This is a genomic window from Paenibacillus terrae, from assembly GCF_000943545.1.
GTDB lineage: Bacteria > Bacillota > Bacilli > Paenibacillales > Paenibacillaceae > Paenibacillus > Paenibacillus terrae_A.
This window is the reverse complement of record NZ_JTHP01000110.1, coordinates 1-11,556: the sequence shown is the minus strand read 5'-3', so window position 1 is coordinate 11,556 and position 11,556 is coordinate 1. Positions and strand designations below refer to the sequence as shown.

Genomic DNA, 11,556 nt, shown 5'->3' with positions numbered 1-11,556 from the left:
TGGACAAGTGGATTCGGTCGAAGCATTCAGACCAGAGAAACAATTTTCGGATGCAGTGAAAGGGTTGCAGGTATTCGGAGCCAAATGTATCAAGCCGGAAGCTCTCGCTGTACTTACAGTGAATAAGTCTTAATTGAAAGTAGATGATATAAAAACACATTATAATAGAAGAAACACGTTCGGGGTGTCCGTTTTAGATGCCCTATTTTTCATTTTTGGAGAGTGATAAAGATGTGGTTTTTGAATCAGGAAACAGGCTGCGTATGGGAAGTCACGGATCAGGAACTAATGCTGCGTTTACAGGCTAATGATCATTATGAGCAGGTGAATGAGCCTAATCTAGATGAGACTAAGCAAGAAGCAGCCCAAACGAAAGCACAAATTGTAAGAAATATAAAGCGTACCGAGAAGGTACAGGTAAAGGAAGAACAGGAGCCAGCACATGAGTGAGCTAATGGATTTGATGAAACGATTATTAAACATGGAACCAACAGACATATCCAAGGATGATATCCTGATCCACTATTTGAATAAAGCGAGAAGTAATATTCTGGGCTATTGCAATGTGGTAACACTCCCTGTGGAATACGATGATGTCATGGTCGATTATGCCGCATATCTCTATAAAAATAGGGATTCGGTTGGTCTAACAAATAAACAGGAGGGAGAGCGCTCAGCTACATATGAAACAGGGATTCCGGCAAGTATTCGACTGGCTCTTCCTCTGCCTAAAATTAAGGTAGGGACAGATTAATGTTTTACGATACGAAGTTGGAAATTTTAGATGCTGAATTCATACCTATTCGGTCAATGATGGCAGATGTACAACCTTATCGCAAAAGCTTTTCATTTGAAGATGGCTACACACTGGAGACGACATATCGAGCTTTCTGTACACTGGTGGAATCCTTATTGCAGTCGAATCGCTATGTCCAAATTGGTAAGGATGTCTTTATTATTTTGGATATGAAGGAATGGAGCGATTATATGGAATTGTATCTGTACCGTTGCAAGCCAGATTTTGCATTGGAGGTGGAGGAGTGACAAGGAGCATAGAACCATGGATAGATTTCTTTCTGCGAGAAAAAGGTGAGCTTGTGCATATCAACAATGTAAAGCAGCTTGCTCTAATTCGGGATGCGACAGATACCATTCAAATGACCGATGAAAAAATTATTCGAGCAGCAACACCTTTACATACAGGAGATATCGTGGATTATCGTTATGAACGGTATCTGATCACCAGTCAGGTGGACCAAAATGAAAAGTCGTGTCGAGGAAGGATGCAAAAATGTAATCAACGGCTAGCTTTAAACTGGAATGGACAGGTGAGATGGTTTGATGCTGTGGTGGAAGCCAGAACGTTTTCAACGGAAACAGGTAAAGTTATCTCCATGCCAGAGGGGAATATTATAGTTAGGGTACAAGTCAATGCAGACACGAGGGGCATTACATTAAGCCAACGATTCTACATTACTCATCAGCCATTTAAAGTAGTTGGAATTGATCGCATCCTAAATGGAATCGTTCAGTTAAGCTGCACATTGGATAGCATAAATACAGCTTATGATGACGTGGAAAATAATATTGCAGACCGATGGAAATATGAGATTGCTCATACATATGCTTTACATATTCATCAGGGAACGATAGCTCATGTGCTGTTCAATGGAACGTTACCGTTGAATGTGACCGCTACGGATAATAGAAATGAGATGGCTAATCCGGCGATTACCTATATATCTAGTGATCCGAACGTGGTTAGTGTAGATCAGCAAGGCCAGATTATGGGCATCGCTTTGGGACAAGCAAGCATCACCGCGAAATTAACGTATTACCCAACAGTACTAAGTACCATTGAAATGAGAGTTGTCGAAACAGGAACACATTTCTATGCGATAACCATTATCGGCAATTCAGTTCTAAAAACAGGCCAAAGCGCCTCATACGTCAGCCATATCTATGATCATGGAATGGAAGTGTTTGACCAGTCTGTAGAGTGGAGTCTACAAAATCAGGATCATTCAACTCCTATCATGGGGAGCGTGACAGCGAGTACAGGAAATAGTGTAACCATAAAAGCAGGAAGCAGTAGCGGGGCGAACAACAAAGTCCTTGTGTTGACAGCTACCTTAGTAAGCAATCCTAGCATTACCGCAGAAAAGAACATTGGCCTTAAAAATTTATTCTAAGCTTTGGCTTGCCCTAGAGGTGAGCCATTTTTATTTCAAAGGAGCACATACATATGCAACGAAAATCTATTGATTATCTACTGAGTCTAAGCCTATTGAAGCAATTGAGATCACAAAATGTAATTACAGAAGAAGAGTTCATAGCGATTGATGAGCTGAATAAAAAGTCTTTCAAATAGCTATAACATGGGCAGAAATGGACTTGATGATGTGCCGGAAGCATTATACCATGTGACCGTATAAAGAAGATATTGAAGGGAGAAATACCTATGGCACAAGCCGCAACCGCAAAAAAAGTCGTCGTCGTTCCCATTAAAACGATGGACATCGTAGAGGGAATTCAATCGATTCAAAAGAAGAAAGTCGCTGCCTATTGTCGGGTCAGTACGGATTCCGAGGAGCAAAAGGAGAGCTATACCAATCAGGTAAATCATTATACCCAATACATTCAAAACAACTTGGAATGGGAAATGGCTGATATCTACGCAGATGAAGGGATCACCGGAACCAACACTAAAAATAGAACGCACTTTAATCGGATGATACAGGATGCCCGAAATGGTAAACTGGATCTGATTCTGGTCAAGTCGATTTCAAGATTTGCTAGGAATACACTGGATTTATTGAAATATGTGAGGGAACTTAAAAGTCTGGGAGTTGCTGTATTCTTTGAACGAGAGAACATTAATACACTCGATACAACAGGCGAAGTATTGCTGACCATCCTGAGTTCCCTTGCCCAAGATGAGAGTCGAAACATTTCTGAAAACAGCCGGTGGGGAATATTACGTGGCTTCCAAAACGGCAAAGTCTTCTGCAATACGACTCGCTTCCTTGGCTATGATAAGGATGAACATGGTGAATTGGTCATTAATGAACCGGAAGCAGAGATTGTACGCAGGATATACGAGGAGTATCTAGACGGAAAAAGCTATCAGGCGATAGCCAGAGGCTTGATGCGAGATCAGATTAAAACGGTTACGGGTGGCGATACGTGGTGGGATTCCTCGATTACCTTAATTCTGACCAATGAGAAATATTACGGAGCTTTGCTTCAGCAAAAGACGGTAACCGTTGACTTTTTGACTCACAAACGAATCAGGAATAAAGGACAGGAGCAGCAATATTTAATTGAAAACAACCATGAACCGATTGTATCCAAGGAACTATTTGAAGCGGTGCAAAAGGAAAAGGAACGGAGGGCCAAGCTGAAAGGGAGTGTGATGGGGGATAGTAAAAGATACTCCAGTAAATATGCACTGAGCAGTAAAGTATATTGTGGATGCTGTGGAGCCATTTTTAAACGCCGAACCTGGAACAGCAATAATCCATCCAAAAAAGTGGTATGGCAATGCAAAACGTATGTAAATGAAGGTAAAGTAGCCTGTGATGCCAAATCGGTTGATGAACCAGTTTTACATTCCGCGTTTGTACGATTGTTCAACCGGATGTATGAGAACAAGAAAAGATTGATTAAAACGCTGAAAGGCAATATTGAATCGGCACTTTCCAGCAAAGTAGGGCAAGAACAGCTATTGGACATTGAAGGACAGATGCAACAATTGAAATCCGACTTGAAGGAATTAGTGAATCTCAAGCTACGGAATCAGATTGATGAAACGATATATGATGAAGAAACGAACAGACTTTCCAATGAACTCAACGAGCTACGACAACAGAAGCTGACACTGGAGCAGGAGCATGAGCAGCAAGCGAAAATCAAGGAGCGTGTAGATGAAATCATCCAAATTCTAAGCTTGCGGAAAGATATACTGGAACAATTTGATGATAACCTATTTAATGCGTTGGTGGAGAAGATAACCATTCTCTCACCAGCGCATTTTGTTTTTACCTTGAAAAGTGGAATGAGCATAGATGAAATATTGGACTAACGAAATCATAGGATAACATTATCAGTAGGCTAACGAATATTTGTGGAGTGTATGACGGGAAGAATCAATCGAATCCCGTCTTTTACTCCTTCCATATAGATGGACTGTTTGTCCTGACTTAGCTGATAACCTATGGCTTCTTCCCATTCGGATAGCAGATGTTGAATATCCTCGTTTTGATTACCTTTCAGTTGCTCAATTTGAGTGAATAGATGCTCATTTTCTGATAAATTTGAAGCGTTTTGTTCACTGGCTAATTCTAATTGATAAAAACGTTGGCGTAATGCCTCCTGAAACCAATCTGGCCAATTTGACATATTATGATTCCCCTCCCGTGGTTGAAGTGTGTGTATGTTAACTCTGTTGGGGAGGGATGGCAAGTTATTGTTTTGTGCAGTAATATGTTGAATTATCTTTAGAAAATCATTTTCATTAAGAGAATTTTGGATTTAAATGCAGATTTAAATATTGGTAAAAACACCCTATTTGAGTAATAAGGATAACAAAAAACAGGTCAATCATGGTGGTATCTAACCATAATCGACCTGTTCAATGTATCGGAATAGCGTTATTTAGGTTGTAAAGTTAAAGCATTGATGTGCGTACAAACAAAATGGAGAAATCTTTATACGGTTATTACATGGGTTATTTGTGTTATTAGTTGAATGATGGGTTTATTCGGCACTGGATAAGGGAGCTCTAAGAAGCCGCCGAGCCAGCGCCATGAATAAAAATATTGGAAATTATTTCTATTTTTTATGTTTTTCAACAAATTGAGTTATACCAGCAAACAATAAATCTTTAGTTAGCTCTGCATAGCTATTGTATCCTCCCTCTTTTTCAATGATTATATCTAACATATCTTTTAATTTACCATCTATCATAATCGTTACACCTTCGACTTGCTCACCAGTTTTTTCATTCTCAAACTTTTCAGATAGGATACTTACTTTATTGTCGCTCATCTCTTACCTCCATTTTTCTCAAAACATAATATATCAATTCCATTTTCATCATACCAATATTTTTCTTTGCTATCTATCATGGACAAAAAATCCTCGTAGACCCCTATCCAATTATTGGGGACAAAATCTTCATAGGAGGCTGGTTCTGGATACAATGAATAGAGTTCTCTTTTATCTAGGTTTATATATAATGAAGGTATAAAAGTATAAAATGTATCCTCTTTTGATTTAGTAAGCAGATTTAATTTAAGTGACTCCCTTAGTTCGTCGGTTGAAACAGAATACTTATTAATTCTTGGAACAAATTCTATAAATGAATGCTCATCTAAAACTGCTATACCTTTTCTTTCATCATCTTCTTCTATGTTGTTTCCAATATTTTTAAGTCCAAGTTCTTTAAATTTTTTTATAAATGCATCTTCTTGCTTTTTCCTATCCAGAAACCACAAATCTTTTGGGGAAATATACCATTTGAAACTATTCTCAACTAATAAACCCACAATAATATTTTCTAGCGCTTTAGGTTCTAATAGCATATTATTCAACTCTTTCATTTTTTTATTCGTGCATTTTTAGCATACTCTTCTATCCACTCAACCCAAGGCGCTGGGACTTCAAATGAATTGCCTGGTTTTGTAGGGTCTACGAGTTTTGGAGCTGTTCCACCTTGGTTTAATGGATTTGATTTGTATCCATTTTGAGGTATTGTGTTTTCTTTTAAGAAATCGTCAAACCACTTTGGAACGTCAAATTCCACAATATCAGCATTTCCGCCTCTTACTTCATTTTTAAAATAATTTGAATGCTCGCCATTATCTATACTTATATTTAAATCAGCATCTTTCTTAGGTATTGTTACAGTGCCATCTTCATTTACTTGTATACGCGGTTGGCTTGATTTAGTACCCTCTCCGCCTTGAACGCGTCTGTAAGTTACGACATCTTCACCCATCCCCTCAGTTTTGGGTGGTTCAATAGGTTTGGAAGGTGCAGGCTTTCCGATTGGCGGTTCTTTAACGGTAGACTTTGGAACTTTAATTGATTTAGAAGGTATCTTTATATTCCTGCCAAATTTAGCACCGTATAAACTTCCAACCATCTGAAATTCAGAAAATACACTACTAATAATAATCGCATTTGCCTGCCATTTTGGTATTTCTTTTCCTGTCCAATAGTTCTTTCCTTCTTTAGCTGCTTTAATTTGTTCTACGAAAATATCCACATTCTCTGATCCGTTATCTAATTTGATTTCTCCATTTTTGATAGCTTCGTTATAGGCGAGAGTGGCTTGGGCAGCTTTCTGATCGGTAACTCCATTTTTGCTGAGAACCCACATAGTTCCTACTATTTTTTTATCATACTCTTCAAAATTATAGGAGACTTTAGCTTTCTCAGCTGCCATGTAGCTATCGTGCTCGGCCTTCCAGCGTTGTCTTAGATCTACAGGGATCTGCTGATACGCATGTACCATAGCATTAGACTCTTTCAGCAAGTTCTTAACCAGCTCTAATGGGCCACCAGAATGCGCTATATGACGCGCACTTGTATATGCTTTTCCTAAAATCCACTTGCTATAATAAGCTTGTCTCGCTTGCTCATGCTCATATTGACTAATCAGTCCCTGAAGGGCTAAACCAGCCAAGTATTTCAATGGATGAACTCCGCTCCCCTTGCTGTTTCCTCCCATCGTAGGTGTTCCTTTGCTCCGAACGGGGATCGAGGCAGTTGCTTGCAAAACAGTTGCCGCTACTTTACCTGCGGGTCCACCAACCGTATTTAACATCACACTAGCCACTTTCCCCATCACCGGAATGGAGCCTAATAGCTTGGATACTGTCCCCATCAAAGCATTAGCCTTCTGAAGCTCAGCTGGAGTCGTAATTTTGGCTTTAGGGGTAGAGGCTTGTCTGCTAGATGAATCTTTGGCTGCTGATTGAGCTGCCTCATAGGCTTTTATGCTCATCAATGGTGGCTCAGGTATAGGAGGGAGGTCAGCCACGAAAACGGGTGCTTTTACTGTACCTTCCTGATAAATCACTGGAGCTTTGGTATCCGTCTCACCATCGAGCACCATGCTGCTGGCTCCACCTTTTAAGTATAGCGCCGTACCAGCTTCGAGTGATAGTTCCTCACCAGCATCGAGCTTTACATGACCACCCTGAATCTGTACATCTCCCGGACTGTTGATGGTGATGCCCGTATCCTCGTGCAGTGTAATCGAAAATCCATCCGAGGTAGAGAGGGTCAATTCATGCTCAGACATTTCTACGCCGCTTCCCTGCACGTGTTGCCACACCTTCACATTCGGTTGTCCATTTGCGTGGCGTTGTTGTCGTAGCGAATCCGTCACATAGGCATCTTGTTCGCGATTTGTAGGCAGATACAGTTCGACCTGTTCCCCGATTTCAGGCATATCGTACCAGCCACTGTGTTCTTCGGCTACATATCGAGTCGCTACAGGAAACCAGCACGCTTTGGCAGGATCTTGCTTCGGGTCGATGTCCAGTTGAAGCTGTACGAAATCCTGTTGTACCTTGAGTACCGTTCCTGTCAGTGAAATCCCGGTCGCCTGATCGTTTTCATACCGGGCATAGCGAATATTCTGTTCCGCTTGGAGATCATAACGGGTACGCAGTAAGCCATCTGTTAACGTTGTCACTGCCCGAACCACGACAAGTTCTTTACCTTGTCCAATCGGTAACGTGATGAAATCACCCAACGCATAGTATTGCAGACTTTCAATCATATAGGTGACATACGAGTCGGCACGTTCTCCTGGTTTTCCCGTGTCTAGCTCATGAAACGTTTTCCGTACCCGATAAAATACATCTCGTTCTACTTTGTACTGTTTGCCTTCTGGCATCCCGAAGAAGACTTTGGGTGAGGCTGCGGTTACCTCTGGCACAAGTACGGAGCCGAAGCGGGAAGCGAGACGTTTTAAAAATGCCCAATCGGTCTCCTCATATTGTAAAACAAATGTCTCCAGTTTGGCATGGTTCGTTACGGTATCAATGGCATCTCCGTACTGATACTTCCGTATCATCGCGGTGACCAGATCATCATAAGTACGGTGAATATCTTGATAGGAGCGTCTTTTCACCTTGATATCCATTTGATAGGAATGGGAAGCAGCCTTCAGTTCAAAGGTATATACTCCCCGTGTGCAATTCACAGACATTTGCGTAACAATCCCGTGGAACAGCCTTCTCAGCGATTGTCCCTGATCATCCAACTGACGAATCACAATCGGCTCTTGCTCCATATTTTGTCCGATGCATGCGGCTCCCTGTTCTTCGGAGAGCATACCACTGATATGTAAAAAGGTATGATCATTAATGGTACGTGTTATTTGAAGTTGATCGATGTGTTGTGGCTGAAAGGGACCATAAAAGCGTAGGCTTTCATACCCGATTCCATCTGATAGTAAGCTCAATTGAGTTCATGTCTCCTTTCCAGATACGATGGCTGATTACAAAAGTAAAGTGCAGCATTTTTAATTCGAGTCTGACTAATAGAAGAAATGGATGAATACAACATTGAGTCAAGACCCATATGTATCACTGAGTTTGTTGGGTATAAAACGTGCTTATTCGGATACAGGCGTTCCAAGTAAGCTTTCATTCAAGGTACAAAAGGGCAGGAGGAGATATTTAAATAACAGTCCAGCATATGTATATATCGGTTAAAAGAGAGATTAACTTTACATAATGACCCATTGGTTGGGGTATTTACTATGTGTATTTTTGGAAGCAGGTGATATGGGAGGGAAATGTAGAGTAGAAAAAAGCATATAATAGGTGGTAAGAGGAAGTATATCCCTTTCGTTGTCTCGACACATGTGGAGTGCGTGGTAGTAATATATCGAGATAAGAAGCATTGATGTAGAAGGGTTTAAAAGCAACTTGAATATGTTCCTGCATTCAAAAAAACGCTTTAGGGTTGAGTGCGGGAACATATTTTATTTACATACATAAAGAACAAAAAAAAGGAATATATGGATATAACGATGTGAGAAGTGCTGCCGTAAGGGTTTAAGATTAATTTGAATTAGGGTTGAGTGTACGGTAGAATATATTATTTCATTCATAAGGTAAGTGGAGTTGTTATTCACTACTCGTGAAAATGTAGTCTAAGGTGTTGCATTTACCTGGTGTATACGGAATGCCCATACTGTTTGTGAACATTTTTCTAAGTTATGAATTGTAATCTGATAGATCAGAAAGGAAAAGAAGAGAAGCTGTCGAAACGTATAAATATCTAGCCATAATAGGTTTTACTAGAATAGTGAACTATTCAAAAGTACAAATTCTTAAATTTATTTTCTAAAGAATTTGAAGCTTTAACAAAAGTTATACTTCAGAAGCTCTTGATATTTATTTAGAAAGTTTATTTTTAGGGTATATTTACAATATATATAAAAAAATAATATTAATTTGATTAATATTAAAATTTATGATGTCAGGGTGGTGACTATGGTCCAGGAACATGATATGATACCTATTATAGAGAAATTTTTCCAAACAATGGGGTACTTCACTTTTACAGAAGTAGCTGTAGGGGGGGCTGGTCACGGAATAGCTGATGTTGTTGCAGTAAAAATTAATCCAGACAAAGTAAAACAAAGGATACTGAATAATCAGTTTACTAGTATAAAGTCAGAAGTGCTGGTGGAACTGCTGAAATTTATCTCTGAAGAAGAAAATGGAACAAGTATAACCAAATTAGAAAGTAAATTTTCGTATTCGCGTGCTTATCTTAAACGTGAGCTTATAAACAAACTTCTGGAAGGGAACTATGTCGTAGAGGTAAACAAAAATGTATACAAAAAGATTAACCATATAGTCCCACTAGCTTCTGAAGTTATTGCTATTGAAGCAAAAATGGAATCTTGGATAGCTGCAACGCAACAAGCCAGAAGATATCAAACGTATGCAAATAAAGTATACGTTGCTTTACTATGTGATTTTGTCCATAGGGTGGATCAGGAAAGACTTAAAAAGAATAATGTAGGCTTGATTTCAGTTGACGTTAAAAGCTTTAGGGCTTCTTTCTTATGGAAATCCAGATTTCGCAAACCAATTAATCGGAATGTAAATTTTTTAGCACATGAATCTATTTGGGAACGGATGCGATTTAACGTGAATGATTACTTATTCGGAGAGGATGAGCTTACTAATGAACATAACAGGGTTTGACCGACCGGTTTTTTTAACGCGTGTTTTACAAAATGAGATGAAGTATGTTAATCAGTACCCTCAATTCGATGGATTAATAATGGATGCCAATTTAGCAAATTATTATTCAAACCCATGGAATAAGATACTTGAGAAGAAGGCCCAAGGGAATGTCGGCTTTTTAATTGTTGATCCTAATACAGCTAAACTTGAACATAGAGTTTGTGTACAAAAGAAAACATACGCCTTATTAAGTTATTGTCCTGATTTAGAGCCTCTTACTCCTGACGATTTCCAAGGAGAGAGCGGTGATTCATTTTCTTTACAATTTGCGACAAACGTGCTTGATACCCAGGCTGAACTTGGAGCGGATATTTTCCTAACCCCTTATTTTGTTGCAAAAACTATTAATTCTCCTTGGTATGGGGTTAATAAAGAATTAGTTCAGAGCTCACTTACTGCAAAAGGTGATCTTGGTTTAGAAAATCCTCTTTATGCGGTCATTTGCGTGAGTGTATCCGAAATAGCTAACGATCAGAGCCGGGAGATTATTATACAGGATTATAGAAATTTGAATGTCGATGGGTTTTATATTCTGGCTGAAGGGCTTTCTGACAGAAACAGTAGTTCACTAGAACTGGCTGGTTTGCTTGCATTGGTAAATTCGTTATCAGATTTCAAGAAACCAGTCTTCGTTGGGAGTATTGATGGATTCGGGTTATTTTCATGTGCATATGGAGCGGCTGGATTTAGTGCTGGTATATGTTGGCTTGAATCGTTTAATGAACAGAACTTCACATTAGAGCTTGAAGGAAGAAATGAAGATGCAATGAGGGAAAGATTTATTTATATTCCTGAAGTTTTTATTAAATTCCCCAGAGATAGAGCTCAACTGATATATCAAAATACTAATATAGAAGGACTTACCAGTCATCAAAGTTCTAATTATTATAATCAACGAACCATTAATCCGGACGATAGAGCTAGGTTATACTTCTTAGAAAAAAGATTCGAAGAACTAGAACAATTGAAGGGGTTAAGTGATTTCGAGAAAAAACAGCATCTAACTACGCGTTTGGAAAATGCCATAAGCATAAGTTTGCAAATTTCTAGCGAAGACATACAAATTCGATATGCCCATCTTGGAAGATGGAATGAAGCTATCAGGTCAGTATAAGTCAAAAACTACTGTAAGAATGTTTCGCAACTGATGGGAATCTAATGCTAATTTCCATCTCAAAAGCTGATAAAACAGCAGGGTGGAGTTCTTTGTTTGTGAAAGTGTAGCGAAGGTGCCGCTTATACCTCTAAAAATGCTCATGAGTCGTCGTGT

12 protein-coding genes and 1 pseudogene are annotated in these 11,556 nt (G+C 39.3%); 9 read left to right on the top strand and 4 right to left on the bottom strand.

Annotated features, from left to right (window positions below; genetic code table 11):
• The 7 genes and pseudogenes from QD47_RS33515 to QD47_RS27685 all read left to right on the top strand — a co-directional run.
• Nucleotides 1-133 (top strand): annotated as a pseudogene (locus QD47_RS33515) (P22 coat protein - protein 5 domain protein); the annotation flags it as partial.
• Nucleotides 134-231: 98 nt separating this feature from the next.
• Complete coding sequence (locus tag QD47_RS27705) at nucleotides 232-450, top strand: hypothetical protein (RefSeq protein ID WP_044649147.1); 219 nt, start codon at nucleotides 232-234, stop codon at nucleotides 448-450.
• Nucleotides 443-754: a phage head-tail connector protein gene (locus QD47_RS27700; RefSeq protein WP_044649146.1), complete on the top strand. Its 312-nt coding sequence runs from the start codon at nucleotides 443-445 to the stop codon at nucleotides 752-754. Before QD47_RS27705 ends, QD47_RS27700 begins: the two co-directional genes overlap by 8 nt.
• Nucleotides 754-1,044 carry a hypothetical protein gene (locus tag QD47_RS27695; RefSeq protein WP_044649145.1) on the top strand — a complete coding sequence of 97 codons (291 nt, stop codon included), beginning with the start codon at nucleotides 754-756 and terminating at the stop codon, nucleotides 1,042-1,044. The genes QD47_RS27700 and QD47_RS27695 overlap by 1 nt, the downstream gene beginning before the upstream one ends.
• On the top strand, nucleotides 1,041-2,192 hold the full coding sequence (locus tag QD47_RS27690; RefSeq protein ID WP_044649144.1) for a hypothetical protein: 1,152 nt from the start codon (nucleotides 1,041-1,043) through the stop codon (nucleotides 2,190-2,192). The genes QD47_RS27695 and QD47_RS27690 overlap by 4 nt, the downstream gene beginning before the upstream one ends.
• Before the next feature lie 53 nt (nucleotides 2,193-2,245).
• Nucleotides 2,246-2,371, top strand: a complete 126-nt coding sequence (locus QD47_RS33805; protein WP_268794278.1) for an SHOCT domain-containing protein — start codon at nucleotides 2,246-2,248, stop codon at nucleotides 2,369-2,371.
• Between the two features lie 90 nt (nucleotides 2,372-2,461).
• A complete protein-coding gene (locus QD47_RS27685; RefSeq protein WP_044649143.1) occupies nucleotides 2,462-4,084 on the top strand; it encodes a recombinase family protein in 1,623 nt (540 codons plus the stop codon).
• A gap of 29 nt (nucleotides 4,085-4,113) precedes the next feature.
• Here QD47_RS27685 and QD47_RS32735 read toward each other — a convergent pair whose 3' ends face one another.
• The 4 genes from QD47_RS32735 to QD47_RS27665 all read right to left on the bottom strand — a co-directional run bounded on the left by QD47_RS32735 (nucleotide 4,114) and on the right by QD47_RS27665 (nucleotide 8,482).
• On the bottom strand, nucleotides 4,114-4,401 hold the full coding sequence (locus QD47_RS32735; RefSeq protein WP_044649142.1) for a hypothetical protein: 288 nt from the start codon (nucleotides 4,399-4,401) through the stop codon (nucleotides 4,114-4,116).
• Nucleotides 4,402-4,833: 432 nt separating this feature from the next.
• Nucleotides 4,834-5,049: a hypothetical protein gene (locus tag QD47_RS27675; RefSeq protein WP_044649141.1), complete on the bottom strand. Its 216-nt coding sequence runs from the start codon at nucleotides 5,047-5,049 to the stop codon at nucleotides 4,834-4,836.
• Nucleotides 5,046-5,585 (bottom strand): hypothetical protein, encoded by a 540-nt coding sequence (locus QD47_RS27670; protein ID WP_044649150.1) that lies wholly within the window; start codon nucleotides 5,583-5,585, stop codon nucleotides 5,046-5,048. The genes QD47_RS27675 and QD47_RS27670 overlap by 4 nt, the downstream gene beginning before the upstream one ends.
• A 14-nt stretch (nucleotides 5,586-5,599) precedes the next feature.
• Nucleotides 5,600-8,482 carry a contractile injection system protein, VgrG/Pvc8 family gene (locus QD47_RS27665; protein WP_235332386.1) on the bottom strand — a complete coding sequence of 961 codons (2,883 nt, stop codon included), beginning with the start codon at nucleotides 8,480-8,482 and terminating at the stop codon, nucleotides 5,600-5,602.
• Between the two features lie 1,039 nt (nucleotides 8,483-9,521).
• Between QD47_RS27665 and QD47_RS27660 the strand changes: the two genes are divergently transcribed.
• Nucleotides 9,522-10,244, top strand: a complete 723-nt coding sequence (locus QD47_RS27660) for a hypothetical protein (protein ID WP_044649140.1) — start codon at nucleotides 9,522-9,524, stop codon at nucleotides 10,242-10,244.
• Nucleotides 10,225-11,400 (top strand): hypothetical protein, encoded by a 1,176-nt coding sequence (locus QD47_RS27655; protein ID WP_044649139.1) that lies wholly within the window; start codon nucleotides 10,225-10,227, stop codon nucleotides 11,398-11,400. Before QD47_RS27660 ends, QD47_RS27655 begins: the two co-directional genes overlap by 20 nt.
• Nucleotides 11,401-11,556: the final 156 nt, after the last annotated feature.

Bases quoted from the DNA above. Each gene is read 5' to 3' on its own strand.
- QD47_RS27705 (WP_044649147.1), top strand. From the start codon at position 232: ATGTGGTTTTTGAATCAGGAAACAGGCTGCGTATGGGAAGTCACGGAT.
- QD47_RS27700 (WP_044649146.1), top strand. From the start codon at position 443: ATGAGTGAGCTAATGGATTTGATGAAACGATTATTAAACATGGAACCA.
- QD47_RS27695 (WP_044649145.1), top strand. From the start codon at position 754: ATGTTTTACGATACGAAGTTGGAAATTTTAGATGCTGAATTCATACCT.
- QD47_RS33805 (WP_268794278.1), top strand. From the start codon at position 2,246: ATGCAACGAAAATCTATTGATTATCTACTGAGTCTAAGCCTATTGAAG.
- QD47_RS27685 (WP_044649143.1), top strand. From the start codon at position 2,462: ATGGCACAAGCCGCAACCGCAAAAAAAGTCGTCGTCGTTCCCATTAAA.
- QD47_RS32735 (WP_044649142.1), bottom strand. From the start codon at position 4,401: ATGTCAAATTGGCCAGATTGGTTTCAGGAGGCATTACGCCAACGTTTT.
- QD47_RS27675 (WP_044649141.1), bottom strand. From the start codon at position 5,049: ATGAGCGACAATAAAGTAAGTATCCTATCTGAAAAGTTTGAGAATGAA.
- QD47_RS27670 (WP_044649150.1), bottom strand. From the start codon at position 5,585: ATGCTATTAGAACCTAAAGCGCTAGAAAATATTATTGTGGGTTTATTA.
- QD47_RS27660 (WP_044649140.1), top strand. From the start codon at position 9,522: ATGGTCCAGGAACATGATATGATACCTATTATAGAGAAATTTTTCCAA.
- QD47_RS27655 (WP_044649139.1), top strand. From the start codon at position 10,225: ATGAACATAACAGGGTTTGACCGACCGGTTTTTTTAACGCGTGTTTTA.